Origin of the sequence: Pseudomonas protegens CHA0 (assembly GCF_000397205.1) — a bacterium.
GTDB lineage: Bacteria > Pseudomonadota > Gammaproteobacteria > Pseudomonadales > Pseudomonadaceae > Aquipseudomonas > Aquipseudomonas protegens.
In genome coordinates, this window is the sequence record NC_021237.1 from 5,086,826 (window position 1) to 5,112,303 (window position 25,478).

The window sequence follows — 25,478 nt, forward strand, 5'->3', positions numbered from 1 at the left end:
CTCAAAGGCCACAGAGCCGACGCAGTGCAGCGGTGTCCAGGTGATGCTCCACCAGGTCTGCCAGACGCTCGATATCGCGTTCACGCAAGGCGTGGTAATCCACCTCCTGCACCGCTTCGAGCCCGGCCCAGCGCAACAGCGCACTGCAGGCCGCAGGGGTTTCGAACAGACCGTGCAGGTAGGTGCCGAGGATCTGCCCGTCGGCGCTGCAGGCGCCATCGCTGCGACCGTCGTCCAGTTGCACGGCGGCCAGCTCCAGGGCCGGCCCGCGAGTGACCCCGGCGTGAATTTCATAACCACTGACCGCGGCATTCTCCAGGCTCAGGCGACCGCTGACGTTACGCAGCTGTTTCTCTTCTTCGAGCACGGTTTCAAATGCCAGCAGGCCCAGGCCGGGGCTGGAGCCCGCAGCGCCTTCGAGCCCGAGCGGGTCATGCACCTGCTCGCCAAGCATTTGCAGGCCACCGCAGATGCCCAGCACTTTGCCGCCGTAGCGCAGGTGGCGGGCAATCGCCCGATCCCAGCCGTTGCTGCGCAGGTAGGCCAGATCGCCCCGTACGCTTTTCGAGCCGGGGAGGATGATCAGATCGGCAGCAGGAATCGCCTGGCCGGGGCCGATGAATTGCAAGTCGACCTGAGGATGCAGGCGCAACGGATCGAAATCCGTGTGATTGCTGATGCGCGGCAGCACCGGCACCACCACCTTGAGCAACTGTTCGACCTTGCCCACCTGGCGTTGGTCGATACCGTCCTCGGCTTCCAGGTGCAGGTCCAGGACATAGGGCAGCACGCCGATCACCGGCTTGCCGGTACGGGCTTGCAGCCAGTCCAGGCCCGGTTGCAGCAACGCCAGGTCGCCACGAAAGCGGTTGATGATGAAGCCCTTTACACGAGCCTGCTCACTGGGAGACAGCAGTTCCAGGGTGCCCACCAAATGGGCGAAGACCCCACCGCGGTTGATGTCGGCGATCAGCAGCACCGGGCAGTCCACCGCCTCGGCAAAGCCCATGTTGGCAATATCGCCGGCCCGCAGGTTGATCTCCGCCGGCGAGCCGGCGCCTTCCACCATCACCACCTGATAAGCGCTTTTCAGGCGCTCATGGGAAGCCAGTACGGCCTGCATGGCGATGGCCTTGTAGTCGTGATAGGCCACGGCGTTCATACTGGTCACGGCGCGGCCGTGAATGATTACCTGAGAGCCGGTATCGCTGTTGGGCTTGAGCAGCACCGGGTTCATGTCGGTGTGGGGCGCCAGATTGGCCGCCTGGGCCTGGACGGCCTGGGCCCTGCCGATCTCGCCGCCATCGGCAGTCACCGCACTGTTGAGGGCCATGTTCTGGGGCTTGAACGGCACCACGCTGACACCCTGGCGCCGCAGCCAACGGCACAGGGCCGTCACCAGGGTGCTCTTGCCGGCATCCGAGGTGGTGCCTTGAACCATCAGAGTGCTCATGGATATTCCTTGCGATAGGCCTGCAGCGCCTGTTCCAGGCGATCCCAATCGGCCTCCTCGGCGGGCAGGCCGAAGCGCAGGCTGCTGTTATGAGTGAACAGCCGCAGGAGAATGCCGCGGCGCGCCATGAAGTGATAAAGCGATTCGGCCTCGGCACTGATCAGCCACTGAAACAGCGCGCAACCGCCCTGGGGCTTGAGACCATGGCGCTCGAGGACTTCAACCAGACGCTCGCTCGCCGCTTCGCTGCGCAACCTTTGCCGGGCGTGCCCCTGGGTATCGCGCAGGCAGGCCTGCCCCACCACCCGGGTCGGCCCGCTGACCGCCCAGGGTCCGACCTGCTCCGCCAGCAGTTTGAGCAGCCGGCGCTCGGCCAGGACAAAACCCAGACGTACTCCGGCCAGGCCAAAGAACTTGCCGAACGAACGCAACACAATCAGCCCCACCTGATGGGCGTGGCGAGCCAGGCTCAGGTGCGGGGTGTTGTCCATGAAGGCTTCGTCCACCACCAGCCAGCCGCCGCGCTGAGCCAGGCGCGCGTGCCAGTCCAGCAGGCGCTCCGGGGTCAGGCTCAGGCCGGTAGGGTTGTTCGGGTTGACCACCACCAGCACATCGAGGCTGTCGAGGAAGAAATCCACTTCCTGCTCCAGCACTTCGCGTACCCGGTAGCCGCTGCGGCGCCAGGCTTCGGCGTGCTCGGCATAACAGGGCGACAGCACACCGACCTTGCCCGCTCGACGCAAGCGCGGCAGCAACTGGATTGCTGCCTGGGAGCCGGCCACCGGCAGCACTTCACTGGCGCCATAGTATTCGCGGGCCGCCTGTTCCAGTCCGTCATCGGTTTCCGGCAGGCGCGCCCAGGCACGCAGCGCAATGGGCGGCAGGGGAAACGGCCAGGGCGCCAACCCGCTGGACAAGTCCAGCCAGGCATCTTCGGCAATCCCGTATTGCTCGGCCGCCTTGCGCAGTCGTCCGCCGTGCTCAAGCATAGAATTCAGCCCCCAGGCAAAGAATCAGCAGCCACAGCCAGACACCCCGCTGCACCAGCTGCCAGCCACGATCAATGGAACCGGCACTGGCCGGCTCGCCTTCACCCAGTTGCGGGCGCTGATGCAGCTCACCGTGATAAATCGCTGCGCCACCCAGCTCCACTCCCAGGGCGCCCGCCCCGGCCGCCATCACCGGGCCAGCATTCGGGCTGTCCCAGGTCGGGCCCTGGCGGTGCCAGCACTTGAGTGCCAGCCGGGTCTTGCCCAGCAAGGCGTAAGTCAGGGCCACCAGGCGCGCGGGAATGTAATTGAGCAGGTCGTCAATCTTCGCCGCAGCCCAGCCAAAACGTTCGAAGCGCTCGTTGCGGTAGCCCCACATCGCATCCAGGGTATTGCTCAGACGGTAGAGCACCACCCCGGGCGCGCCGGCCACGGCAAACCAGAACAGCGCGGCGAACACCGCATCGCTGCCGTTTTCCAGCACCGATTCGGTGGCCGCGCGGGCCACTTCGGTGGCGTCCAGCTCGCTGGTCTGGCGACTCACCAGAAACCCCACCCGGCGGCGCGCTTCTTCCAGATCGTCACTGCGCAACGCCTGGGCCACCGGCTCCACATGCTCGCCGAGGCTGCGCAGGCCCAAGGCGCAGTACAACGCCAGGATTTCCACCAGCCAGCCGACGTAGGGCAACCAGGACAGCGCTGTGGCCACCAGGGTCAGGGGCACCACCGCCAGCACCCAGGCGGTGACGCCATGGCTGCGCCAGCCACGGCCGGCGGAGTTGAAACGTTGCTCGATACGATCGGCCACACGGCCGAACGCCACCAGCGGATGCCAGCGCCTGGGTTCGCCCAGCAGCGCATCCAGCGCGACCCCGGCGACACTCAGCAAGGCCACACTCATTGACTCACTCCCCAGTAATTCTCATACAACAACTCACTCAGCGGCCGCGGTTGCGCCCAGCCTTCCAGTGCCAGCATCGGCGCCGGGTAGAATTCGGTGACCGGGCCCAGGCACAGCACGGCCACGGGCTTGGCACCTGCCGGCAGCCCCAGCAGATCGGCCAGGGCCTGAGGATCGAACAAAGACACCCACCCCATTCCAAGGCCTTCGCTGCGGGCTGCCAGCCACAGGTTCTGGATGGCGCAGGACAGGGACGCCAGGTCCATCTCCGGCAGGGTCCGACGGCCGAAGATGTGTCGTTCGCGGTCATCCATCAAGGCGGCCACCAGCACCTCGGCACAATCGTTGATGCCTTCGACCTTGAGCTTCATGAACTCGTCGGAACGCTCACCCAGGGCTTGGGCGGTGCGCACCCGCTCCGCCTCCACCAACTGCTGGATGTGCTTGCGCAACAGCCGGTCGCTGATGCGAATAAAACGCCAGGGCTGCATCAAGCCGACACTGGGCGCCTGATGCGCTGCTTCCAGCAAGCGCCGCAGCACTGCCGGCTCGACACTGCCACCCGCGAAATGACGCATGTCGCGGCGCTCGGCGATGGCCCGGTAGACCCCCTCGCGCTGCGCCTCAGAGAACCCCTGCTCACTCACCCGCCACGCCCTCGGCTAAAACCGGCTGAACAGGCGCGCCCGGCGCAAACAACGCCGCCACCGCCGCCGGATTGGACGGGAAATAGAAGTGCACGTAAGAGGCCGTCATCCGCCCCTGGCGATACACCGCTTCCGCGCCGCGCCCGCCGTTGGGGCTGAGCCCACGAGCGATGGGCAGCAGCTCGGTGCTGGTCAGGGAATGGTGATAGGTGTGGCCGCGCAGACTGCCTTCGGGCAAATCCACCGCCTGCAAGGCCAGTGCCGCCAGGCGCTTCTGCATTACCGCATCTCCGGGCAGCAGGCCCAGGAGCTCGGCACGCTGGCCTTCGACATCGGTCAGGGAGTCCAGCAGGTAGAGCATGCCGCCGCACTCGGCGAGCAGCGGCTTGCCGGCCGCGTGATGGGCACGAATGGCCTGCAGCATGCTGCTGTTGCGGGCCAGGGCCTGATGGTGCAATTCGGGATAGCCGCCGGGCAGGTACAGGCTGTCCGCGTCGGGCAGCTGGGTATCGTGGATCGGCGAGAAGAAGCTCAACTGCGCCCCCATGGCTCGCAACAGATCGAGGCTGGCGCCATAGGTGAAGGCAAACGCCTCGTCCCGCGCCACGGCAATCCGCACGCCCTTGAGCAGTGGCGCGCAAGCCACCGGCGTGGGTGCAGCAAAACTCACCGCTGGCGGCAGTTCCACCTGGCAACTGCTGGCCAGGGCCTCGGCGGCGGCATCCAGGCGCAGGTCCAGATCATTCAGCTCGCTGGCCTGCACCAGCCCCAGATGGCGGCTGGGCAGCTCGATATCGGTTTCCCGGGACAAGGCGCCATACCAGCGCAAGCCTTCCGTCAGGCTGCCTTCCAGCAACTGCGCATGGCGCAGGGTACCAACCCGGTTGGCCAGCACCCCGGCAAACGGCAGGTCCGGCTGGTAGCGCGCCAGGCCCAGAGCCAGGGCGCCGAAGGTCTGGGCCATGGCGGTGCCATCGATCACCCCCAGCACCGGCACGCCGAAATGCCGCGCCAGATCGGCGCTGGAAGGGGTGCCATCGAACAGGCCCATGACCCCCTCGATCAGAATCAGGTCGGCCTCTCCCGCCGCCTCCCAGAGCAGACGGCGGCTTTCCTGCTCGCCCACCATCCACATGTCCAACTGGTACACCGCGGCACCACTGGCGCGCTCAAGAATCATCGGGTCGAGGAAATCCGGGCCGCACTTGAAGACCCGGACCTTGCGCCCCCGGTTGCGGTGCAAGCGGGCAAGGGCCGCGGTCACCGTGGTCTTGCCCTGGCCGGAAGCCGGTGCGGCGATCAACACTGCCGGGCAATGACGAACATCAGTCATGAATTCACGCTCACAGCTCGACACCTTTCTGCGCCTTGATCCCGGCCTGGAAGGCGTGCTTGACCATGCCCATCTCGGTCACGGTATCGGCCAGCTCGATCATCTCCGGCTTGGCGCCGCGACCGGTCACTACCACATGCTGCATGGGCGGACGTGCCTGCAGGTCACTGAGCACCTGATCCAGGTCCAGGTAGCCGTGCTTGAGGGCAATGTTCAGCTCGTCGAGCACCACCAGGCCAATATCCGGGTTGCTCAGCAACTCCCTGGAAACCGCCCAGGCGGCTTCAGCAGCAGCAATATCGCGCTGGCGATCCTGGGTTTCCCAGGTAAAGCCTTCCCCCATCACGTGAAAGCGCACCTGCTCGGGGAAACGCCGGAAGAACAGTTCTTCGCCGGTGCTGTTACGCCCCTTGATGAACTGCACCACGCCACACTGCATGCCGTGGCCCATGGACCGCGCCAGCATGCCGAAGGCCGAGCTGCTCTTGCCCTTGCCGTTGCCGGTCAATACCAGCAGCAGGCCGCATTCGTTGGGCGAGTTGGCAATGCGTTCATCGATCACGGCTTTTTTGCGCAACATGCGCGCCAGATGGCGCTCGTCACGATCGGGGGATTCACTCATGGGGCAGCTCTCCGTTGGGGCTGGGGAACGGGGGGCAGGGAAAAGGAACAGACGGCGCTAGCCTGGCATCGCCCACCGTGATGCCGTTGGATGGATCAGGCCGGTCTCCGGGCTCATGAGCGGCATGGCTGCCGGACTGCGCGCCTTCCCGTGTCATTGACACAGTGGCGTCAGGCGCAGTCTTGACTCATCTACCGTTGCGGGGGCAGCGCCGGAATCGTCGTCGGCTCCATCACTGGAACAGACCCTGACCGGCTTCCCTGTTTCACTCTGTCGGCCACCGGCCACAGAGCACCTGAAACAAGTCGCGAAGGTTAGAGGGTTGGGGGTGGAGCGTCAATTAAAGCCGGCCGTCGCCCCCGGCACAAAACTGCACTGCATCAATAAACTGACGCCAATCTTGTGCCACACTCAGAGCAATGATATCAAATAGCCACTTTTCAGCGCCCCAGGCGCCAACCACACAACAATAAGGGGTGAGTTCGATGCAAGGCATGATCATCAGCAATCCGAAGCTGGAATTCCTGCGCCCGATGCTGGAACGCTGGTTCGATTGCATCGATCGTTACAACGCGGTTCGCGGCGATAACGAAACGCCCTACTGGTTCGACGAGCAGGCCAATCTCGGGCTGCTCAGCGCGTCGGCCTGGATGGCCGAGATGGTCAGCCTGGAACACAGCCCCAGCAGGAAACAGCAGGAAGAAGGTGCGCGCAACGCCCGCACCGACCTGTACCTGGCCACCAAGGAAGAGCGCGCCTACATCCACGCCACCCAGCGCTGGCCAAGGGTCAACAGCCTGAACCTGACCCAGGCACTGCTGGACGTTGCCCAGGACGCAAGAAAGATCAGCTACGCCAGCGACCTGAGACTGGGTTGCCTGTTCGTTGCCCCACAAAAATCCCAGCACAGCGCTACCCCGGAAGAACTCCAGGACATGCTCGACGAACTGCAGAAGGAGCACTGCTGCGCCGTGGCCTGGTACTTCCCCTATGCCTATCGCAAGCTGCACAACGAGGCCGGCCACTACCACCCGGGCGTCGCCGTGCTCTTCAAGGAGGCCCGCTGATCGGGCGGAACCATCGACTGGCTATGCTTCTCTATGACTACGACGTCCGTGCACTCATAGGGAAATTCGCATGCTCAAGCTTCAGCACAGCCTACTGATCGCCATCGCCGCCGGCCTCGCCGCCTGCGGCGAAACTTCCAGCCTGCAGGTATCCGACGGCACCGGCCCCAACCCCAAGCTGCCAGAACCTAACCCGACGCTGATCCCCACGGTCAACATCGCCCCCGCCATCGGCTGGCCGCAAGGTGCAAAACCCCAGGCCGCGGCCGGCACCCAGGTCAAGGCTTTCGCCGAGAACCTCGACCATCCACGCTGGCTCTACGTCCTGCCCAATGGCGATGTGCTGGTGGCGGAAACCAACGCCCCGCCCAAACCGGATGACAGCCAGGGCATTCGCGGCTGGATCGCCGGCAAGATCATGGGCCGTGCCGGGGCGGCCGTGCCCAGCGCCAACCGCATCACCCTGCTAAGGGACCAGGATCACGATGGTGTGGCGGAGACCCGCACAGTGTTTCTGGAGAACCTCAATTCGCCCTTTGGCATGACCCTGGTGGGCAATGACCTGTATGTGGCCGATACCGACAAGCTACTGCGCTTTCCCTATCAGAGCGGCGACACCCAGATCAGCGCAGCCGCCACCAAGGTGGTCGACCTGCCCGGCGGCACCCTCAACCATCACTGGACCAAGAACGTTATCGCCAGCAAGGACGGCAGCAAGCTCTACGTCACCGTGGGCTCCAACAGCAACGTCGGCGAAAACGGCCTGGACAAGGAGCAAGGCCGAGCGGCGATCTGGGAGGTGGACCGTGAAAGCGGCCAGCACCGCCTGTTCGCCACCGGCCTGCGCAACCCCAATGGCCTGGCCTGGGAGCCGGCCAGCGGCGCACTCTGGACCGCAGTCAACGAGCGGGACGAAATCGGCAGCGACCTGGTGCCGGACTACATCACCTCGGTCAAGGATGGCGCGTTCTATGGCTGGCCCTTCAGCTACTACGGGCAACATGTGGATGTACGGGTCGAGCCGCAGAACCTCGACCTGGTGGCCAAGGCCATCGCCCCGGACTACGCGGTAGGCCCGCACACCGCGTCGCTGGGGCTGACCTTCGCCGACGGCAGCAAGCTCCCCGCCCCCTTCACCGAAGGCGCCTTCATCGGCCAGCACGGTTCCTGGAACCGCAAACCCCATAGCGGCTACAAGGTGATTTTCGTGCCATTCAGCGCCGGCAAGCCCAATGGAGCGCCGATCGATGTGCTTAGCGGCTTTCTCAATGCCGACGAGAAGGCCATGGGACGCCCGGTCGGAGTGGTGATCGACCAGCAAGGCGGGTTATTGGTGGCCGACGATGTCGGCAACAAGATCTGGCGAGTCTCCGCCGCCAAAGCCCCCTAGGCTCAACGCTTGCGGCACAGCGTCAGACCATCTCCCAGCGGCAGCAGCGACAGATCGATACGCGAGTCATCCTTCAAGGCGCGATTGAGCGCCTGGATGGCTCGAGTATCCTCGCTCAGGGAATCGGTCTCCAGCACGCGCCCGCTCCACAGGGTGTTATCGAACACCAGCAGCCCGCCAACGCGCAGCAGGCCCAGCGCGACCTCCAGGTAGGCCGGGTAGTTGGCCTTGTCGGCATCGATGAAGATCAGGTCGAAACAGCCAAGCTGCCCCGCTCGCTCCAGGCTGGCCAGGGTATCCAGGGCCGGGGCCAGGCGCAGTTCGATGCGCTGGCCCACCCCCGCCTCCTGCCAGTAGCGCAGGGCCGTAGCGTTGTAGTCGCCGGGAATGTCGCAGCAGATCAGAGAACCGTCTTCAGGCAGCGCCTGGGCCATGCACAGGGCGCTGTAGCCGGTGAAGGTGCCGACCTCCAGCACGCGACGGGCGCCGGTCAACTTCACCAGCAACGCGAGGAACTGGCCCTGCTCGGGCGCCACCTGCCAACGGGCGGTGGGCATTGCCTGGGTTTCATCCCGCAGACGACGCAGCAGGGGCGTTTCACGCAGGGAAACGTCCAGCAGGTAATGGTAGAGGGCATCGTCGAGGTTCAGCGTCCGAGCGGTCACAGGCACCTCGACCAGAGAAGATTAGGGATTGCGCGCCAGGTGTTCTGGCTGCAGGACGCGCTTCGCGCTCAGGTAGGCCTTCTGCCAATAGGCCTTGGACAGGCTGTCGAGCTTCACCGTGCCGCCAGTGGCCGGCGCATGCACGAAGCGCCCTTCCCCCACGTAGATGCCCGCATGGCTGACCTGGGAGCCGCCATTGGTGGCGAAGAAGATCAGATCGCCGGTCTGCAGCGCGTTCTTGCCCACGTCCGGCGCCTGCATGCCGATCATTTCCCGGGTTGAACGCGGCAGGGAAATACCCGCCGCATCGCGGTAGACGTAACCGATCAGGCCACTGCAGTCGAAACCGGAATCCGGGGTGTTGCCGCCCCAGCGATAAGGCGTGCCCACCAGCCCAAGGGCGCGGAACAGCACGTCTTCGGCAACCGGAGAGAAGGTTTGGGAGGAGGTGAACACCGGAGCACGCACCACAGGCGCAGGCGGCGGGGTACGGCTGGCACAGGCGCTGAGCAGCGCTGCGAGGGCAATAAGAGCAAAACGGGCTGAGGTCGACATAAGCTGGACAATCCTGATCGGGATGCGGCTTTCTCTGCCGTGGCACTGAAAACAAAACCGCGTAAGCAAGGCTTACGCGGTTAGTTTCAACAATAGATCAGGATTCTAGCGCCTACACGCCAAACTTCAAGTAAGACTTTAACTTCGCCCTACAAATAGTCCGCTTATTTGCGTGCAGTGACCACGGTTGGAGCCATGGCAAGTGCGCGCTTGGCTTCGATGAAGGTCTTGCTCCAGTAGCTATCGCCCAGGCTGTCGACCCGCACACCGCCACTGCGACGGCTGCTGGAGTGGATGAACTGGTCATCGCCCAGGTAGATACCTGCGTGGCTGACGCGCCCACGGCCGTTGGTGCTGAAGAACAGCAGATCACCCGGTTTGAGATTGTTGCGCGCTACCAGAGGCGCTTTCACGTTGATCATTTCGCGAGTGGAACGCGGCAGGTTCATGCCCGCCTCTTCACGAAACAGATAACCGATGAAACCGCTGCAATCGAAGCCGGCTTCCGAGGTACCGCCGAAACGGTAACGGGTACCGATCAGGGACATGCCGCGCTCGAGGATGCTGTCAGCCAGAACTGGCAACTGGTAAGGCTTGCTGTCAGAGAACTCTGCCAGTTCCTTTTCAGTTGCCAGCTCTTCCTGATAAACAGCGGAAGACTGGTTTTTGACGGAGACTTGAGCCTGCTGGACAGGTTGCTGCTGGGACACCGGAGTGTGGGAGGCGCAACCAAACAACAGGGTGACGAGTGCGAGAGGCACGAGGGGTGCGAAGCGATTTAGCATGGGCACGACCGTGGCTTGAAATAAAAGAAGACGCGACTATGCCTTCTATCGCCCTCATTTGCAAATTCAATCGATCAGAATGTGACTTATGAGTTTCTTCCGTACATCTAAGGCTTTAAGCCCATTTTAAGTCCGCCCACCTCTGGAAACCCTTCCAAAGGTGCGTTTTCTGGCGCCTGGAATATGCCGAAGGTCGCTCCAGAAAGCCCTGGACGCCTTGTCTTTACCAGCCCAGGGTCTCTTTCAGAAAAGGGATGGTCAGCTTGCGCTGGGCCTGCAACGAAGCCTGGTCGAGGCGTTCGAGAAGCTCGAACAGGGCACTCATGCTGCGGGTACCGCGGGTCAGGATGAAATGCCCGACCTCGTCGGTCAGATGCAACCCCCGGCGGGATGCCCTTAGCTGCAAGGCACGCAATTTGTCTTCGTCGGAGAGCGGGCGCATCTGAAAGATCAGCGCCAGGGTCAGGCGGGACTTCAAATCCGCCAGCTTCACCGGCAACTCGCGAGGCGAGGTCGAGGCCGCGATCAACAGGCGCCGACCACTGTCGCGCAAGCGGTTGAACAGATGAAACAGCGCTTCTTCCCAATCCGCCTTGCCAGCCACTGCCTGCAGGTCATCCAGGCAAACCAGCTCGTACTGTTCCAGGTTGTCGAGAATCTCGATACCGCGATCCAGAAGCTCCGCCAGCGGCAGATACACCGCCGGCTCCCCCAACTGCTCGAAACGCAGGCACGCGGCCTGCAGCAAGTGCGTGCGGCCCACGCCATCCTTGCCCCAGAGGTAGATCAGGCTTTCGGTCCAACCGGCGTCGGCTTCGCAGAGGCGCTCGACGTAGCCGAGTGCTGCGGCATTGGCGCCTGGGTAGTAGTTGATGAAGGTGGCGTCATCACGCAGACGCACACCTAGGGGCAGCTGAATCGGTTTCATGCTGACTGAACAGTTCCAAACGAACCGTTAGTGGCCTCTGTGTAAAGTTTGCAAAGTTTATACCCGTGACGCCGAGCGCACAATGCAGCAGACCACAAGCAAAATCAAAGGTTTGCGACAGCCAAACGCAATCGAAGGGCGTTCCTTGACAGCTACCGTGACAGCCGGCCGAGCGCCGCCAACCGTCACGAAGGCCCGCGCGCCCCTTTACAACTCGGGGTCTTCAGCACCGCTGTAGAGATCCGAATCCTTGTACAGATCATGCACATGGCGCACCAGCACCATGATCACCGCTGCCACCGGCAGCGCCAGCAGCACCCCGGTAAAACCGAACAGTTCGCCGCCGGCAAGAATGGCAAAGATCACCGCCACCGGGTGCAGGCCGATGCGATCGCCCACCAGCAACGGCGTCAGCACCATGCCCTCAAGGGCTTGCCCCACCATGAATACCGCGACAATGCCGATCATCGGATACAGGTCGCCACCGAACTGGAACAGCCCGGCAATCAGAGCCGCGCCAATGCCGATGACAAAGCCCATATACGGCACGATTGCCGCCAGACCGGCAATCAGACCGATCAACAGCCCCAGCTCCAGCCCCACCAGCATCAGGCCCGCGGCGTAGATCACCCCGAGAGCCAGCATCACCAGCAATTGCCCGCGAACAAAAGCCCCCAGCACTTCATGGCACTCCCCGGCCAGAGACACCACCTGCTCTTCGCGGCTGCGTGGCAACAGGCTGCGGATCTTGGCCATCATCAAGTCCCAGTCCCGCAGCAGATAGAAGCTGACCACCGGGATCAGCACCAGATTGGCCAGCCAGCCAATCAGCGCCAGGCCCGAAGCCGTTGCCTGGCTCAGCACCACGCCGACGATATCGGTGGTCTGGCCCATGTGCTCGCTGATGGCCGCCTTGACCTTGTCGAACTTCCAGAAGCCGTCCGCCAGACCGAGCTTGGACTGCACCCAGGGCATGGCGCTGTGCTGGACCCAATCGAGCATCTGCGGCGCCAGTTCATAGAGCCGCACCAACTGCTTGGCCAGCATGGGCACCAGCACCAGCAGCAGGGTCATGACGATCAGGGTGAACAGGGCGAATACCGCCACCACGCCCCAGGTCCGCGACAACCCCCATTGCTCCAGCCGGTCCACCAGCGGATCGAACAGGTAGGCCAGCAACAGCGCCACCAGGAACGGACTGAGGATCGGGTGCAGCAGGTAGACGAACCCGCAGGCCAGGAGCACGACACCCAACCAGACCCAGCGACGCGTATCAGCCATATACCTCTCCAGCTTCTATATAGAAGGAAACAACCTGCTACCAACGAAAACGCAGTTGGGCCTGCGGCGCCGGCGGCGCGGCCCCTTCAGCGCCTTGTACAGGAGCATGCGGCGCAGGCGCTTCACCCGCCGGAATCTCTTGCAGCTTGGCCAGCGACAGTTGCGCCCGCAGCTGCTCAGCACTGCCGTTGACGCGATAGACGATCCGATCACCGTCAACGCTCTGCAACTGCGCACCAAAAGGCTCCAGCAAGTGCCCAAGGGCCGCGTAATGCTCCAGAGTCATGCCCTGCACTTCCAGCAACTGCTCGCTGGAAGCACCAGGACGAGTGACGAAACGGGGCGCCAGACGCTGGCTCACCGCCAGCAACACCCCATCGGCCAGGGCCGCGGTATCGGCGCCCTGGACAGTGCCCTGCTCCTTCTGATCGCCCAGCCACAGCCGCCACTTGGCTTGCCATTGGCCACCTTCTTCCCGGGCATGTACCGCCAGCAACGCATCAGCACCGTAACGCTCGGAGGCTTCACGCAGCGGCGCCGGATCGGAACCTTCAAGATTCGGCGCCGTGGCGACGATCTGCTCGTTCAGATCCCCCAGCGGCAGGCGCAGGGGTAAGCCACGATGTTGAGCCGCACGCCGCAAGGGCGCCGCGCTGGCCTGGCCATCACCCACCAGGCTCGAGCCTTCGGTGGAATCACTCAACCACCAGCCGATGATCGACGGCCGGTTGTTGCCCCAGAGCGATAGCCCGGCCTGACGCAGGGCGCGATCGGTGGTGACCGGATCGAAATCCACCTGCAGGCTTTCCGGCGGGCCGGCGTCGTAGCCGTACTGACTGATGATCTGCTGCGGGTCCTTGCGGATCGCCGCCAGCCCTGGCCCCTGGGCGGCCTTGGCGTCGCCAGTGAGGCGCAACACCAGGGTTTCCAGGGCCCGTTGCGTGGCCTGGTCGCGCTCTTCGGGCGACTGGCTGCTCACAGGCTCACGCACTTGATACAGGCCATTGAGGGTTTCGGCATGACTCGCCAGGCTGACCAATGACAAACAGCCCACAAACAGAAATTTACCCAGACGCATGGAAGATTCCCGACGACAGAAAACGATTGAAACAGCGCACTTGAACCGCGGCGAGCAAGGCTGTGACCACAAGCCTGGGCAAAACATTCACCCGGCGCCCGATAGTTTTCGCGCTGTCATAACGATAGCCACTTGAGCGCTATACCTTATACAGGCATGGGCAGGAGCACCAACACGACCAATCGCGGTTTTTTTAACAGGATATGCCTCTCCCCGTCGGCCCGAGGATGGCCGCTGCCCCTCAAGCCTGATAAAATCGCGCGCCTTCGCAGACCGGCATCAGCTGGGCACCCTGAAACACTTTTCCTGTGTTTCCGGCAGTCTCACTGGTTCGGTCGATACCCCTGAATCCCCCCTAAAGGCCTGGATCATGAGCAAGCAACCCTCCCTGAGCTACAAAGACGCCGGTGTAGACATCGACGCCGGTGAAGCATTGGTCGAACGCATCAAGAGCGTCGCCAAGCGCACTGCGCGCCCGGAAGTCATGGGCGGCCTGGGCGGTTTCGGCGCCCTCTGCGAAATCCCGGCCGGCTACAAGCAACCGGTGCTGGTCTCCGGCACTGACGGCGTCGGCACCAAGCTGCGCCTGGCCCTGAACCTGAACAAGCACGACAGCATCGGCATCGACCTGGTGGCCATGTGCGTCAACGACCTGGTGGTCTGCGGCGCCGAACCGCTGTTCTTCCTCGACTACTACGCCACCGGCAAGCTCAACGTCGATACCGCAGCCCAAGTGGTAACCGGCATCGGCGCTGGCTGCGAGCTGTCCGGCTGCTCCCTGGTGGGCGGTGAAACCGCTGAAATGCCTGGCATGTACGAAGGCGAAGACTACGACCTGGCCGGCTTCTGCGTAGGCGTGGTGGAAAAGGCCGAGATCATCGACGGCTCGAAAGTTGCCGCCGGCGATGCCCTGCTGGCCCTGCCCTCCTCCGGCCCGCACTCCAACGGCTACTCGCTGATCCGCAAGATCATCGAAGTCTCCGGCGCCGACATCGAAAGCATCCAGCTGGACGGCAAACCACTGACCGACCTGCTGATGGCGCCGACCCGCATCTACGTCAAGCCACTGCTGAAGCTGATCAAGGACACCGGCGCGGTCAAGGCCATGGCCCACATCACCGGTGGCGGCCTGCTGGACAACATCCCGCGCGTGCTGCCAAAAGGCGCCCAGGCCGTGGTCGACGTGGCGAGCTGGCAGCGCCCGGCGGTCTTCGACTGGCTGCAGGAAAAAGGCAACGTCGACGAGCACGAAATGCACCGCGTGCTGAACTGCGGCGTGGGCATGGTCATCTGCGTGGCCCAGGATCAGGTCGAGAACGCCCTGAAGGTCCTGCGCGAGGCGGGCGAGCAGCCATGGGTCATCGGCCAGATCGCCACCGCAGCCGAAGGCGCGGCCCAGGTCGAGCTGAAGAACCTCAAGGCTCACTGATGCAAGAGCGGATGTCGCCGACCTGTGATGTTGTGGTGCTGTTGTCCGGCACCGGCAGTAACCTGCAAGCCTTGATCGACAGCGTGCACACCGGCGACAGCCCGGTGCGCATCGCCGCCGTGATCTCCAACCGCGCTGACGCCTATGGCCTGCAGCGCGCCAAGGAAGCGGGTATCGCTACCCGCTTCCTCGATCACACCGCCTTCGAAGGCCGGGAGGCCTTCGATCAGGGGCTGATCGAGCTGATCGATACCTTCCAACCCAAACTGGTGGTCCTGGCCGGATTCATGCGTATTCTCAGCGCCGGATTCGTCCGCCACTACCAGGGCCGGCTGCTGAATATCCACCCCTCGCTGCTCCCGAAATACAAAGGGTTACACACTCATCAGCGGGCGCTGGAGGCCGGAGATACGGAGCATGGCTGCAGCGTGCACTTCGTCACCGAGGAACTCGATGGCGGCCCTCTGGTCGTACAGGCTGTGATCCCGGTAGAGTTGCACGACTCGCCGCAGAGCCTGGCGCAGCGAGTGCACGTCCAGGAACACCGGATTTACCCCATGGCCGTACGCTGGTTTGCCGAAGGTCGGCTGACGCTCGGCGATCAGGGTGCTTTACTGGATGGTCAATTACTGGCCGCCAGCGGCTATTTGATTCGAACCTAGGAGATTTTATGCGTCGCGCCCTGCTCTTCGCTTGCGCTCTGTTCGCCCTGCCGGCTGTGCAGGCGGCAGACCTTCATCCGTTCTCCGCCAGCTACACCGCCGACTGGAAGCAACTGCCCATGAGCGGCACTGCTGAACGCAGCCTGGAAAAAACCGCCAATGGTGCGTGGAAACTCAGCTTCAAGGCATCGATGATGATCGCCAGCCTGAGCGAGGAAAGCACCCTGACCCTGGACAAGGACACCCTGGTGCCCCAGTCCTATCGCTTCGAGCGTGGTGGTCTGGGCAAAGCCAAGAAAGCCGACCTGGATTTCGACTGGAAAGCCAAGATGGTCACCGGCACCGACCGTGGTGATGCGGTCAAGCTGCCGCTGAACACCGGCATGGTGGATAAATCCACCTACCAGCTGGCCCTGCAGCACGATGTGGCAGCCGGCAAGAAGACCATGAGCTATCAAGTGGTCGACGGCGGTGAAGTCGACACCTATGACTTCCGTGTCCTGGGCTCGGAGAAGGTTGACACCAAGGCTGGCCAGATCGATGCGATCAAGGTCGAGCGCGTTCGCGACCCGACACAGAGCAAACGCATCACCGTGATGTGGTTCGCCAAGGACTGGGATTACCTGCTGGTGCGCCTGCAACAGGTGGAAACCGACGGCAAGGAGTACAACATCATGCTCCTCAACGGCACCGTTGACGGCAAGACGGTCAAAGGCAGCTGAGCCGCAGCAGTCACGAAGCCTCGCGAAAGCGGGGCTTTTTTTTGCCCGGGATTTGGTTCCTCGCCCGCACAGCAAGCCCCGGCACAAGCCCTCGAAGATGAAACTTTTGTCATGAAGCGGTACGCCCTGCGGCGAAATGTCACGGTTTACGCGGGCTGCAGGATTTTCTTCGATTCTGCAAAGGTTTGTTGCAGCGCCAGGCAATTTACTTAGCAAGCTAACAAAATATATAACAGAGTCCTGCACACGCCTTGCTGCAGATCAACAGAGATTGGAGCTAGCAGATGACTGTAAAAGTAACTGAACGCGACGATTCACATATGTCCCATGAAGGCGTAGCCGCGGGTGTACGGATCTGGGATGTACATCAACAAGACATGCTGGTGGGCATGTTCCACTCCGAGAGCGACGCCCACAGCTACAAGGCTGAATTGGAAAAACTCGAGCAGAACCGCGCGCCCCAGAGCTCCTGACTCGACCTCAGTGCCGGAGTGCCGGGATCTCCACGCGGATCAACGGCCTCCCCCACAAACGACAAACCCCGCCATGAGCGGGGTTTGTCGTTATTCAAGGCTTACCACATCAGATCGTCGGGGATCTGGTAGGCCGCGTACGGATCATCTTCATCCGGCGCCTCGGTGGGCGTATTGAGCTGCACGATTCGGCGCGGGTCGCGCTCCTGGATCTTCAGCGCGGCTTCCCGCGGAATCACCTCGTAGCCGCCGCCATGGTGGACGATGGCCAGGGAGCCGCTGCTCAGCTTGTTGCGCATGAGGGTATTCACCGACAGGCGCTTGACCTTCTTGTCGTCGACGAAGTTGTAGTAGTCCTCGGTGTTCAGCTTGGGCAGCCGCGACACTTCGATCAGTTGCTTGACCTGCGCCGCGCGGGCTTTCTGCTCGGCCTTTTCCTGTTGCTGACGGTTGAGCTCCTGGTCGCGCTTGACCTTCTCGGCCATGGCTTCCTGGGCCGCACGCTGCTGGGAGTCATCGAGTTCGATCTGGCCTTTGTGGGCCAGGCGCTGCTGCTTCTGCTTGTCTTTGCTGACCTGCTTGGCCTGCTTTTGGTTGACCAGCCCTGCTTTGAGCAACTGGTCGCGAAGGGAAAGGCTCATGGTGCTTACTCACTTAGGCAACGGCCTCAGCCGCAGCTGGGCAAATTCTTTTCCTGACGTTTGGCTTCGCCCCACAGGGCATCCAACTCTTCGAGGGTGCAATCTTCCATGGGACGGGCAGTGTCGCGCAATGCCTGCTCGATAAATCGGAAGCGTCGGTCGAACTTGGCGTTGGCACCGCGCAGGGCGGTTTCCGGGTCGACCTTGAGGTGCCGGGCCAGGTTGACCACGACAAACAGCAAGTCACCGATTTCATCGGTGATCGCCGCCGCATCGTTGTCGGCCATGGCTTCCAGCACTTCATCCAGTTCTTCACGAACCTTGTCCACCACCGGCAGGGCTTCGGGCCAGTCGAAACCGACCTGGGCCGCACGCTTTTGCAACTTGGCGGCGCGGGACAAGGCCGGCAAGGCCACCGGCACATCATCGAGCAGGGACAACTGCTGGGGAGCCTCGGACTTCTCCGCGCGCTCCTCGGCCTTGATCTGCTCCCAACGCTCCTTGACCTGGTCTTCATCGAGCCGCGGGATGTCCAGCGGCGCGTACAGGTCCCCGGTGGGAAATACATGGGGATGCCGGCGGATCAGCTTGCGCGTGATGCCGTCCACCACCGCGTCGAACTCGAAACGCCCCTCCTCCCGGGCCAGCTGGCTGTAGTACACCACCTGGAACAGCAGGTCCCCCAGCTCGCCCTGCAAGTGGTCGAAGTCGCCGCGCTCGATGGCGTCGGCCACTTCATAGGCCTCTTCCAGGGTATGGGGGACGATGCTGGCGTAGTTCTGCTTGATGTCCCACGGGCAGCCATACTGCGGGTCGCGCAGGCGCGCCATGAGGTGGAGCAGGTCTTCAAGGCTGTACATCAGTTCATCCATTTCATACAGGCATCAGGGGGTCCGGTTGCGCCGGGTCTCGATGATGTTAGGCAACTGGGAAATCCGCCCCAACAGGCGACCCAACGCGTCCAGCCCCGGGATCTCGATAGTCAGGGACATCAACGCGGTGTTGTCCTCCTTGTTCGAGCGGGTGTTGACCGCCAGCACGTTGATCCGCTCGTTGAGCAGCACCTGGGACACATCACGCAGCAGGCCGGAACGGTCGTAGGCGCGGATGATGATATCCACCGGATAGGTCAGCACCGGCACCGGCCCCCAGCTGACCTGGATGATCCGCTCCGGCTCGCGCCCGGCCAGTTGCAGCACCGAGGCGCAGTCCTGGCGGTGAATGCTCACGCCGCGGCCCTGGGTGATGTAGCCGACGATCGCATCCCCCGGCAATGGCTGGCAGCAGCCGGCCATCTGGGTCATCAGGTTGCCCACGCCCTGGATCTGGATGTCGCCACGCTTGCCCGGCTTGTAGCCGGCAGCCTTGCGCGGAATCAACTCCAGTTGCTCGTTGCCCCGCTCCGGCTCCACCAATTGCTGGGCCAGGTTGACCAGTTGCGCCAGGCGCAGGTCCCCCGCGCCCAGGGCGGCGAACATGTCCTCGGCGATCTTCATGTTGGCCTTCTCGGCCAGCTTGTCGAAATCCACCTGTGGCAGGCCGAGTCGGCTCAGTTCGCGTTCCAGCAGGGTCTTGCCGGCGGCGACGTTCTGATCGCGGGCCTGGAGCTTGAACCAGTGGACGATCTTCGCCCGCGCCCGGGACGTGGTGACATAGCCCAGGTTCGGGTTCAGCCAGTCGCGGCTCGGCGTGCCGTGCTTGCTGGTGATGATCTCCACCTGCTCGCCGGTCTGCAGGCTGTAATTGAGCGGCACGATGCGCCCGTTGATCTTCGCGCCCCGGCAGTTGTGGCCGATCTCGGTGTGCACCCGGTAGGCGAAATCCAGCGGCGTGGCGCCCTTGGGCAGGTCGATGGCGTGACCGTCGGGGGTGAAGATGTACACCCGGTCCGGTTCGATATCCACCCGCAGCTGTTCGGCCAGACCGCCGATATCCCCCAGTTCCTCGTGCCATTCGAGCACCTGGCGCAACCAGGAGATTTTCTCTTCGTAATGGTTGGAGCCGGACTTGACGTCGGTGCCCTTGTACTTCCAGTGCGCGCAAACCCCCAGCTCCGCCTCTTCGTGCATGGCGTGGGTACGGATCTGCACTTCCAGCACCTTGCCCTCAGGGCCGATCACCGCCGTGTGCAACGAGCGGTAGCCGTTCTCCTTGGGGTTGGCGATGTAGTCGTCGAACTCTTTGGGGATGTGCCGCCACAGGGTATGCACGATGCCCAGCGCGGTGTAGCAATCGCGCATTTCCGGCACCAGCACCCGCACCGCGCGCACGTCGTATATCTGGCTGAATTCCAGGCCCTTGCGCTGCATTTTGCGCCAGATGGAATAGATGTGCTTGGCCCGCCCACTGATGTCGGCGTTGACCCCGGTGGCCTTCAGTTCGTTCTGCAGCTGGTTCATCACGTCGCTGATGAAACGCTCGCGATCCAGGCGCCGCTCATGCAGCAGCTTGGCGATCTGCTTGTACTGCTCGGGCTCCAGGTAACGGAAGGACAGGTCTTCCAGCTCCCACTTGATATGCCCGATACCCAGGCGGTGAGCCAGGGGTGCGTAGATGTCGAAGACTTCCCGGGCAACCCGGTTGCGCTTCTCTTCGTCGGCGCTTTTTACCGCTCGAATCGCACAGGTACGCTCGGCCAGCTTGATCAGTGCAACCCGCACGTCATCTACCATGGCCACCAGCATCTTGCGCAGGTTTTCCACCTGGGCCTGGGTGCCCAGCACCAGGGACTGGCGGGGGCTGAGGCTGGCGGTAATGGCCGCCATGCGCAAGACGCCATCGATCAGCTTGGTGACCACCGGACCAAACCGCTGGCTGACCGCCGGCAACTGGATCTGGCCCTCGCGGACACCCCGGTAGAGCACCGCGGCAACCAGGGAGTCCTGATCCAGCTTAAGATCGGCGAGGATCTCGGCGATCTCCAGGCCCGTGCTGAAACTCGACACGTCCTCGGGGCTGAGATTCTTCGTTGCTATGTGCTGCAGTTCCGCCTCGCGAGCGAACTCGCAGGCTTCTTTCAAGGCTTCACGGTCCAGTGCCATGTCGACGCTGACCGTATGATCGAGCCATGCCTCGAGATTGATACTGCCGTCGGTGTTGATCGGCTGGTGCGCTCTCACCTGTACCATCTTGCTTTACCTTCCCTACGACGCACATTCAATGCGTCAAATCGCTGACCTTCAACGCTCGGGTGCGGCTCGCAGGGCCAGCGCGCCACTCCCGAAAGACCAGTCGGATTAGACAAGCCATCCTAGCTCGCTTCAAATAACGCCATGGCCTCGACATGCGCCGTCTGAGGAAACATATCGAGGATCCCGGCACGTTTTAATCTATAGCCCTGCTTGATCAGTTCGACCGTGTCACGAGCCAAAGTTGCCGGATTGCATGACACGTACACCAACCGCTTGGCACCCAGGGTCGCCAACTGGCGGACCACCTCGAAAGCACCGTCGCGGGGTGGGTCCAAGAGTACCGCAGAAAAGCCTTCATCAGCCCACTCGGCAGCGCTCAGAGGTTGGGATAAATCGGCTTGAAAAAAGCGCGTGTTATGCAAATTGTTGCTGGCGGCATTCTCCGCGGCGCGCGCCACCATGGTCGCCACGCCCTCTACCGCCACCACTTCCCGCACCTGTCGGGCCAACGGCAAGGCGAAGTTGCCCAGGCCGCAAAACAGGTCCAGCACCCGCTCATCAGCTTGCGGCGCCAGCCACTCCAGGGCCTGGGCGACCATCGCTTCATTGACTCCCGCATTGACCTGGATGAAGTCACCCGGCCGATACGCCAGGTGCAGGTCCCAGGTCTCCAGGCGGTAGCCCAGAGCCTGCGATGGATCAAAGGGTTGCGGCTCGCCTTCACCGTGCAGCCACAATTGCGCCTGATGGAAATCGCAGAAGTCCTTGAGGATCGTCAGGTCGCTGTCGGACAACGGCGCCATGTGGCGCAACAGCACCGCCAGGGCCGAACCGCTGAACAACTCCACATGCCCCAGTGCCTGAGGCTTGCTCAAGCGTCGCAGCATGGCGGGCAAACGGTTCATGACAGGTTGCAAGGCCTGTACCAGCACCGGGCAATCGTCGATGGCGACAATGTCCTGGCTACCGGCAGCGCGAAAACCCACCTCAAGTTGCTTGCCCTTGGCGTCCCAGCGCACCGCCACCCGGGCGCGGCGCCGATAGCCGAACTCGGGACCGCTCAAGGGGGCGGCCCAGGCCTCGGGCTCGACACCCGCGACCTTGGACAACTGCTCGGCGAGCATGCGCTGTTTCAGGGCAAGCTGCTCGTCATGGGGCAAATGCTGGACACTGCAACCGCCGCAACGCCCGGCATGGGCACAGGCCGCCGGGCGACGCAAATCACTGGCGTTGAAGATGCGCTCGGCACGGGCCTCCACCACTTTGCCGTGGCTGCCCAACACCCGAGCTTCGACTTCTTCACCGGCCAGGGCACCGCTGACAAACCAGGTACGCCCTTCGACAAAGGCAATGCCACGGCCGTCGTTGGCCAGACGCTGAATCGTCAAACGCTGTTTCTTGCCCACCGGAATCTGTGGCGCCCGGCTACCGCCCGCCGGCTGGAAGCGCAGGCCTCTATCGTGCTTAGCCATCAATTGGGCGCATCGAAAATGCCGGTCGACAGGTAACGATCGCCACGGTCGCAGATGATCGCGACCATGACCGCGTTTTCCACTTCCCGGGACAGGCGCAGCATCGCTGCCACCGCACCGCCGGAAGAGACGCCACAGAAGATCCCTTCTTCACGGGCCAGGCGCCGAGTCACGTCTTCGGCCTCGCTCTGGGCCATGTCGACGATCCGGTCGACCCGACTGGCCTGGTAGATCTTCGGCAGGTATTGCTCGGGCCAGCGGCGAATGCCGGGAATGGCCGAGCCTTCCATCGGCTGCAGACCGACGATCTGCACCGCCGGGTTCTGCTCCTTCAGGTAACGCGAGGTGCCCATGATGGTGCCGGTGGTGCCCATCGAGCTGATGAAGTGGGTAATGCTGCCCTGGGTCTGGCGCCAGATTTCCGGGCCGGTGCCGCTGTAGTGGGCCTCAGGGTTGTCGCCGTTGGCGAACTGGTCGAGCACCTTGCCGCGGCCTTCGGCCTGCATCCGCTCGGCCAGGTCACGGGCGCCTTCCATGCCTTCTTCCTGGCTGACCAGAATCAACTCGGCGCCGTAGGCGGTCATGGCCGCCTTGCGCTCGGCGCTGGAGTTGTCGGGCATGATCAGGATCATCTTGTAGCCCTTGATCGCTGCAGCCATGGCCAGGGCGATGCCGGTATTGCCCGAGGTCGCTTCGATCAGGGTATCGCCGGCCTGGATCTGCCCGCGCAACTCGGCGCGGGTGATCATCGACAGTGCCGGACGGTCCTTGACCGAACCCGCCGGGTTGTTGCCCTCGAGCTTTAGCAGCAGGGTATTGCTGGTGGCGCCGGGCAGGCGCTGCAGGCGGACCAGGGGGGTGTTGCCGACGCAATCGGCGATGGTTGGGTACTGCAAGGTCATGGCGTATTCGCAATCCAGACTGCGGGGGCGCCTATCATACCGGCAAACGACCGAGCGCCATATCACGCAAAGTGCGAGCCTTATGGCTTATTGGAATAAGGCAGCCCAGGGCAAGCCTCAGGCCGCCAGCAGGCGCACGTGGATGCGCAAGCCCTGAGCCAGGTTCTGCGCCCACAACTGCCCACCCTGACGCCCTACGGCATTGCGGGCGATGCTCAGGCCCAGGCCGAAACCGCCATCCCCCGGTCGCGACCCATCCAGACGAGTGAAGGGGGCGAAGATCCTTTCCAGATCCTCTTCAGCCACCCCCGGCCCTTCGTCATCCAGCCACAGGTGCCAGTACTTGCCGTCGCGCTGGCCTCCGAGGCTGACCCGTGCTCCGGCCGGAGAATGCCGAATAGCGTTGCGCAGGATGTTTTCCAGGGCCTGGGCCAGGGTATTGAGGTGCCCGCGAACCCAGCAATCGGCCTCCAGCTCGCAACGCAGCTGCTGCGCGGACCAGCCACTCTCGAAGCAGGCATTTTCGCTGAGCATCTCCCACAACGCCTGGACCTGGATCTGCTCTTGCGGCAGTGGCGCACGCTCGGTGTCCAGCCAGGCCAGTTGCAGGCTGTCCTCCACCAGGCGCTGCATGCCGTCGACCTCCCGCGCCAAGCGCTCGCGCAGCGCGGCAAGATCACGCTCGCCATCGCAGGCCACGCGCAGGCGGCTCAGGGGGGTGCGCAACTCGTGGGACAGGTCCCGCAACAACTGCTGCTGCACCGCCACGGTACTCTGCAGACGTTCGGACATCTGATCGAACGCCCGTCCCAGTTCGCCCAGCTCGTCCCGACGCTGGGTGGTTTCACTGGACAGCCGCACGTTCAACTGCTCCGCCCGCCAGGCGTTGGCCTGCTCGCGCAACTGGTTCAGCGGCACCACCAGCAAGCGATACAGGCCGACACACAGCAACAAGGTGAACAGCCCGGGAATCACCCCATTGGTGATCACCTGCCAGAACACCCGGTAGCGCCCCGGCATGAAACGTTGCGGCAACTCGATCACCAGGCTGCCCAGGGACGGATCCTCGGGAAAGGGTACTTTCAGCCACGGCAGGCCCCGGGCGTGCCGGCTCACCGGCCAGTCGGCACCGCGCAGGAAGGTCAGGCGCTGGGCCTCCGCCGGCGTCAACGGGTAGCTGCTCAGGGATTGCAGGTCACTGCCAATCACGCCGATCCAGGTTTTCTCGCGGCTGGCGATCTGCTGGATCCAGGCATCGACACCGGCACTCTGGCCGCCCTTCCAGGCCTGCTCGGCCTCGCGGGCGTAGCTGCCCAAGGTGGCTCTGGCCTCATCGGAGAGGTAGAGGTTCTTCTGCTCCACATAACGCCCCCAGGACCAGCTCAGCCAGATCATCAACAGGCAGAAAGCTACCAACAGGCACGCCAGCTTCCAGAACAGCGAATGCCGCCCCGGCAGATCAGACCAGTTCATCTAAGGCGCTCAGCACATAACCCTTGCCCCACACGGTTCGCAGCTCACGCTCGCTGTAGCCCAGCGCCTTGAGCTTGCGGCGGATCTGGCTGACATGCATGTCCAGGCTGCGGTCGTGAGCCGCATAACCGCGTTGCAGTACATGCTGATAAAGGAAGGCCTTGCTCAACACCTCGTCGCCATTGCGGTGCAAGGTATCCAGCAGGCGGTATTCACTGCGGGTCAGGCCGGCCCATTGCTCGGCAAAGAACACGTCGCTGCGCTCATCGTCGAAGCGCAGGCTCTGGGCCAGGCTGACGGGTACCGGTGGCATCGGTCGCCGGTCCAGGGCGACCCGGCGCAGGATGGCCTCGATGCGCACACGCAGCTCGGCCATGCTGAATGGCTTGGGCAGGTAATCGTCGGCCCCCAGGCGGAAACCGCTGATTCGGTCGGCTTCCGCTCCCAGGGCGGACATCAGCAGCACCGGCGTGGAATGGCTCTGGCGAAAGTGCGTGAGCACTTCCAGGCCATCCATTCCGGGCAACAGGATATCCAGCAGCACCACATCGAAAGGTCGGCGCCGGGCAATGCCCAGCCCTTCCGGGCCGTTCTGGCACCAGGTCACGGCAAAGCCACAATGCTCCAGTTGCTCGCGCACATAGGCACCCAGCACCGGGTCATCTTCAATGGTCAGAATACGTGGTGGCTCAACAGATACGGGAGTCATTGACTTCTGCAAGTGATTCTCAGTTGGGCGATTATTCAAGATTGCCCGGATCGCGGCAACCAGTGCCTTGGTCGCAGCCCGGCTTCAGGCATTTCAGGCGACGGCCGCCCTGGCGCAATTTGCCAAGATCAGCCCCCGGCAAATCGTTACACTGCGCAGGTGGCGCATCA

25 protein-coding genes and 1 riboswitch are annotated in these 25,478 nt (G+C 63.2%); of the genes, 6 read left to right on the forward strand and 19 right to left on the reverse strand.

All coding sequences use genetic code 11. The features are described from left to right. Nucleotide 1: 1 nt before the first annotated feature. Genes PFLCHA0_RS22475 through cobO form a run of 6 tightly spaced genes read right to left on the reverse strand, consistent with a single transcriptional unit; the run spans nucleotide 2 to nucleotide 5,945 of the window. The gene (locus PFLCHA0_RS22475) at nucleotides 2-1,453 is read right to left on the reverse strand and encodes a cobyric acid synthase (RefSeq protein WP_015636636.1); all 1,452 of its coding nucleotides are present in this window, start codon (nucleotides 1,451-1,453) and stop codon (nucleotides 2-4) included. Continuing rightward, entirely contained in the window at nucleotides 1,450-2,442 is a 993-nt protein-coding gene (gene cobD, locus PFLCHA0_RS22480; protein ID WP_011062691.1) for a threonine-phosphate decarboxylase CobD, read from the reverse strand. The genes PFLCHA0_RS22475 and cobD overlap by 4 nt, the downstream gene beginning before the upstream one ends. After that, nucleotides 2,435-3,343, reverse strand: a complete 909-nt coding sequence (cbiB, locus tag PFLCHA0_RS22485) for an adenosylcobinamide-phosphate synthase CbiB (protein ID WP_015636637.1) — start codon at nucleotides 3,341-3,343, stop codon at nucleotides 2,435-2,437. The genes cobD and cbiB overlap by 8 nt, the downstream gene beginning before the upstream one ends. Continuing rightward, nucleotides 3,340-3,990, reverse strand: coding sequence for a 5,6-dimethylbenzimidazole synthase (bluB, locus tag PFLCHA0_RS22490; RefSeq protein WP_015636638.1), 651 nt, complete (start codon nucleotides 3,988-3,990; stop codon nucleotides 3,340-3,342). The genes cbiB and bluB overlap by 4 nt, the downstream gene beginning before the upstream one ends. Then, nucleotides 3,983-5,323, reverse strand: coding sequence for a cobyrinate a,c-diamide synthase (locus tag PFLCHA0_RS22495; protein WP_015636639.1), 1,341 nt, complete (start codon nucleotides 5,321-5,323; stop codon nucleotides 3,983-3,985). Before PFLCHA0_RS22495 ends, bluB begins: the two co-directional genes overlap by 8 nt. A gap of 10 nt (nucleotides 5,324-5,333) precedes the next feature. Next, nucleotides 5,334-5,945 carry a cob(I)yrinic acid a,c-diamide adenosyltransferase gene (gene cobO, locus PFLCHA0_RS22500; RefSeq protein WP_015636640.1) on the reverse strand — a complete coding sequence of 204 codons (612 nt, stop codon included), beginning with the start codon at nucleotides 5,943-5,945 and terminating at the stop codon, nucleotides 5,334-5,336. An 81-nt stretch (nucleotides 5,946-6,026) separates the two neighbouring features. Further along, nucleotides 6,027-6,259: riboswitch (cobalamin riboswitch) on the reverse strand. 171 nt (nucleotides 6,260-6,430) lie between these two features. On the opposite strand from cobO, the gene PFLCHA0_RS22505 reads away from it, so the two are divergent. Together PFLCHA0_RS22505 and PFLCHA0_RS22510 are read left to right on the forward strand one after the other, a co-directional pair. After that, nucleotides 6,431-7,012, forward strand: coding sequence for a hypothetical protein (locus tag PFLCHA0_RS22505; protein ID WP_011062696.1), 582 nt, complete (start codon nucleotides 6,431-6,433; stop codon nucleotides 7,010-7,012). Between the two features lie 70 nt (nucleotides 7,013-7,082). Beyond that, complete coding sequence (locus PFLCHA0_RS22510; RefSeq protein ID WP_015636641.1) at nucleotides 7,083-8,402, forward strand: PQQ-dependent sugar dehydrogenase; 1,320 nt, start codon at nucleotides 7,083-7,085, stop codon at nucleotides 8,400-8,402. Between the two features lie 2 nt (nucleotides 8,403-8,404). Here PFLCHA0_RS22510 and PFLCHA0_RS22515 read toward each other — a convergent pair whose 3' ends face one another. The 6 genes from PFLCHA0_RS22515 to PFLCHA0_RS22540 form a co-directional block, all read right to left on the reverse strand. Then, complete coding sequence (locus PFLCHA0_RS22515; protein WP_041752473.1) at nucleotides 8,405-9,067, reverse strand: class I SAM-dependent methyltransferase; 663 nt, start codon at nucleotides 9,065-9,067, stop codon at nucleotides 8,405-8,407. Between the two features lie 21 nt (nucleotides 9,068-9,088). Next, the gene (locus tag PFLCHA0_RS22520; RefSeq protein ID WP_015636643.1) at nucleotides 9,089-9,622 is read right to left on the reverse strand and encodes a C40 family peptidase; all 534 of its coding nucleotides are present in this window, start codon (nucleotides 9,620-9,622) and stop codon (nucleotides 9,089-9,091) included. Nucleotides 9,623-9,786: 164 nt separating this feature from the next. Then, nucleotides 9,787-10,407 (reverse strand): C40 family peptidase, encoded by a 621-nt coding sequence (locus tag PFLCHA0_RS22525; protein WP_015636644.1) that lies wholly within the window; start codon nucleotides 10,405-10,407, stop codon nucleotides 9,787-9,789. A gap of 223 nt (nucleotides 10,408-10,630) precedes the next feature. Continuing rightward, a complete protein-coding gene (hda, locus tag PFLCHA0_RS22530; RefSeq protein WP_007898944.1) occupies nucleotides 10,631-11,335 on the reverse strand; it encodes a DnaA regulatory inactivator Hda in 705 nt (234 codons plus the stop codon). A gap of 207 nt (nucleotides 11,336-11,542) precedes the next feature. Continuing rightward, nucleotides 11,543-12,616, reverse strand: coding sequence for an AI-2E family transporter (locus PFLCHA0_RS22535; protein ID WP_011062701.1), 1,074 nt, complete (start codon nucleotides 12,614-12,616; stop codon nucleotides 11,543-11,545). Nucleotides 12,617-12,653: 37 nt separating this feature from the next. Then, nucleotides 12,654-13,694 carry a DUF2066 domain-containing protein gene (locus PFLCHA0_RS22540; protein ID WP_015636645.1) on the reverse strand — a complete coding sequence of 347 codons (1,041 nt, stop codon included), beginning with the start codon at nucleotides 13,692-13,694 and terminating at the stop codon, nucleotides 12,654-12,656. A 370-nt stretch (nucleotides 13,695-14,064) separates the two neighbouring features. Here PFLCHA0_RS22540 and purM point away from each other — a divergent pair, with 370 nt between their 5' ends. The 4 genes from purM (at nucleotide 14,065) to PFLCHA0_RS22560 (ending at nucleotide 16,980) form a co-directional block, all read left to right on the forward strand. Beyond that, a complete protein-coding gene (gene purM / locus PFLCHA0_RS22545; protein ID WP_011062703.1) occupies nucleotides 14,065-15,123 on the forward strand; it encodes a phosphoribosylformylglycinamidine cyclo-ligase in 1,059 nt (352 codons plus the stop codon). An 11-nt stretch (nucleotides 15,124-15,134) separates the two neighbouring features. After that, nucleotides 15,135-15,785, forward strand: coding sequence for a phosphoribosylglycinamide formyltransferase (gene purN, locus PFLCHA0_RS22550; protein WP_015636646.1), 651 nt, complete (start codon nucleotides 15,135-15,137; stop codon nucleotides 15,783-15,785). Nucleotides 15,786-15,793: 8 nt separating this feature from the next. Continuing rightward, nucleotides 15,794-16,507: a DUF3108 domain-containing protein gene (locus tag PFLCHA0_RS22555; RefSeq protein ID WP_011062705.1), complete on the forward strand. Its 714-nt coding sequence runs from the start codon at nucleotides 15,794-15,796 to the stop codon at nucleotides 16,505-16,507. Between the two features lie 284 nt (nucleotides 16,508-16,791). After that, nucleotides 16,792-16,980: a hypothetical protein gene (locus tag PFLCHA0_RS22560; RefSeq protein WP_011062706.1), complete on the forward strand. Its 189-nt coding sequence runs from the start codon at nucleotides 16,792-16,794 to the stop codon at nucleotides 16,978-16,980. A gap of 101 nt (nucleotides 16,981-17,081) precedes the next feature. On the opposite strand, the gene PFLCHA0_RS22565 is transcribed toward PFLCHA0_RS22560, so the two are convergent. The 7 genes from PFLCHA0_RS22565 to PFLCHA0_RS22595 all read right to left on the reverse strand — a co-directional run bounded on the left by PFLCHA0_RS22565 (nucleotide 17,082) and on the right by PFLCHA0_RS22595 (nucleotide 25,308). Further along, nucleotides 17,082-17,621, reverse strand: coding sequence for a DUF2058 domain-containing protein (locus tag PFLCHA0_RS22565; RefSeq protein WP_011062707.1), 540 nt, complete (start codon nucleotides 17,619-17,621; stop codon nucleotides 17,082-17,084). 26 nt (nucleotides 17,622-17,647) lie between these two features. Continuing rightward, on the reverse strand, nucleotides 17,648-18,481 hold the full coding sequence (gene mazG, locus PFLCHA0_RS22570) for a nucleoside triphosphate pyrophosphohydrolase (RefSeq protein WP_011062708.1): 834 nt from the start codon (nucleotides 18,479-18,481) through the stop codon (nucleotides 17,648-17,650). A 24-nt stretch (nucleotides 18,482-18,505) separates the two neighbouring features. Continuing rightward, a complete protein-coding gene (gene relA / locus PFLCHA0_RS22575) occupies nucleotides 18,506-20,749 on the reverse strand; it encodes a GTP diphosphokinase (RefSeq protein ID WP_011062709.1) in 2,244 nt (747 codons plus the stop codon). A gap of 122 nt (nucleotides 20,750-20,871) precedes the next feature. Then, nucleotides 20,872-22,224, reverse strand: a complete 1,353-nt coding sequence (rlmD, locus tag PFLCHA0_RS22580; RefSeq protein WP_015636648.1) for a 23S rRNA (uracil(1939)-C(5))-methyltransferase RlmD — start codon at nucleotides 22,222-22,224, stop codon at nucleotides 20,872-20,874. Then, entirely contained in the window at nucleotides 22,224-23,126 is a 903-nt protein-coding gene (gene cysM / locus PFLCHA0_RS22585) for a cysteine synthase CysM (protein ID WP_011062711.1), read from the reverse strand. The genes rlmD and cysM overlap by 1 nt, the downstream gene beginning before the upstream one ends. A gap of 117 nt (nucleotides 23,127-23,243) precedes the next feature. After that, complete coding sequence (locus tag PFLCHA0_RS22590; RefSeq protein ID WP_011062712.1) at nucleotides 23,244-24,599, reverse strand: sensor histidine kinase; 1,356 nt, start codon at nucleotides 24,597-24,599, stop codon at nucleotides 23,244-23,246. Continuing rightward, nucleotides 24,586-25,308, reverse strand: a complete 723-nt coding sequence (locus PFLCHA0_RS22595) for a response regulator transcription factor (RefSeq protein WP_011062713.1) — start codon at nucleotides 25,306-25,308, stop codon at nucleotides 24,586-24,588. The genes PFLCHA0_RS22590 and PFLCHA0_RS22595 overlap by 14 nt, the downstream gene beginning before the upstream one ends. Between the last annotated feature and the right edge of the window lie 170 nt (nucleotides 25,309-25,478).

Excerpts from the sequence above, each read along its gene's own strand:
- PFLCHA0_RS22535 (WP_011062701.1), bottom strand. The coding sequence starts at position 12,616 with ATGGCTGATACGCGTCGCTGGGTCTGGTTGGGTGTCGTGCTCCTGGCC.
- purM (WP_011062703.1), top strand. The coding sequence starts at position 14,065 with ATGAGCAAGCAACCCTCCCTGAGCTACAAAGACGCCGGTGTAGACATC.
- PFLCHA0_RS22525 (WP_015636644.1), bottom strand. The coding sequence starts at position 10,407 with ATGCTAAATCGCTTCGCACCCCTCGTGCCTCTCGCACTCGTCACCCTG.
- cobD (WP_011062691.1), bottom strand. The coding sequence starts at position 2,442 with ATGCTTGAGCACGGCGGACGACTGCGCAAGGCGGCCGAGCAATACGGG.
- PFLCHA0_RS22595 (WP_011062713.1), bottom strand. The coding sequence starts at position 25,308 with ATGACTCCCGTATCTGTTGAGCCACCACGTATTCTGACCATTGAAGAT.
- PFLCHA0_RS22495 (WP_015636639.1), bottom strand. The coding sequence starts at position 5,323 with ATGACTGATGTTCGTCATTGCCCGGCAGTGTTGATCGCCGCACCGGCT.
- PFLCHA0_RS22510 (WP_015636641.1), top strand. The coding sequence starts at position 7,083 with ATGCTCAAGCTTCAGCACAGCCTACTGATCGCCATCGCCGCCGGCCTC.
- PFLCHA0_RS22520 (WP_015636643.1), bottom strand. The coding sequence starts at position 9,622 with ATGTCGACCTCAGCCCGTTTTGCTCTTATTGCCCTCGCAGCGCTGCTC.
- PFLCHA0_RS22565 (WP_011062707.1), bottom strand. The coding sequence starts at position 17,621 with ATGAGCCTTTCCCTTCGCGACCAGTTGCTCAAAGCAGGGCTGGTCAAC.
- mazG (WP_011062708.1), bottom strand. The coding sequence starts at position 18,481 with ATGTACAGCCTTGAAGACCTGCTCCACCTCATGGCGCGCCTGCGCGAC.
- relA (WP_011062709.1), bottom strand. The coding sequence starts at position 20,749 with ATGGTACAGGTGAGAGCGCACCAGCCGATCAACACCGACGGCAGTATC.
- hda (WP_007898944.1), bottom strand. The coding sequence starts at position 11,335 with ATGAAACCGATTCAGCTGCCCCTAGGTGTGCGTCTGCGTGATGACGCC.
- PFLCHA0_RS22590 (WP_011062712.1), bottom strand. The coding sequence starts at position 24,599 with ATGAACTGGTCTGATCTGCCGGGGCGGCATTCGCTGTTCTGGAAGCTG.
- purN (WP_015636646.1), top strand. The coding sequence starts at position 15,135 with ATGTCGCCGACCTGTGATGTTGTGGTGCTGTTGTCCGGCACCGGCAGT.
- cobO (WP_015636640.1), bottom strand. The coding sequence starts at position 5,945 with ATGAGTGAATCCCCCGATCGTGACGAGCGCCATCTGGCGCGCATGTTG.
- PFLCHA0_RS22540 (WP_015636645.1), bottom strand. The coding sequence starts at position 13,694 with ATGCGTCTGGGTAAATTTCTGTTTGTGGGCTGTTTGTCATTGGTCAGC.
- PFLCHA0_RS22560 (WP_011062706.1), top strand. The coding sequence starts at position 16,792 with ATGACTGTAAAAGTAACTGAACGCGACGATTCACATATGTCCCATGAA.
- cysM (WP_011062711.1), bottom strand. The coding sequence starts at position 23,126 with ATGACCTTGCAGTACCCAACCATCGCCGATTGCGTCGGCAACACCCCC.
- PFLCHA0_RS22475 (WP_015636636.1), bottom strand. The coding sequence starts at position 1,453 with ATGAGCACTCTGATGGTTCAAGGCACCACCTCGGATGCCGGCAAGAGC.
- rlmD (WP_015636648.1), bottom strand. The coding sequence starts at position 22,224 with ATGGCTAAGCACGATAGAGGCCTGCGCTTCCAGCCGGCGGGCGGTAGC.
- PFLCHA0_RS22505 (WP_011062696.1), top strand. The coding sequence starts at position 6,431 with ATGCAAGGCATGATCATCAGCAATCCGAAGCTGGAATTCCTGCGCCCG.
- cbiB (WP_015636637.1), bottom strand. The coding sequence starts at position 3,343 with ATGAGTGTGGCCTTGCTGAGTGTCGCCGGGGTCGCGCTGGATGCGCTG.
- PFLCHA0_RS22555 (WP_011062705.1), top strand. The coding sequence starts at position 15,794 with ATGCGTCGCGCCCTGCTCTTCGCTTGCGCTCTGTTCGCCCTGCCGGCT.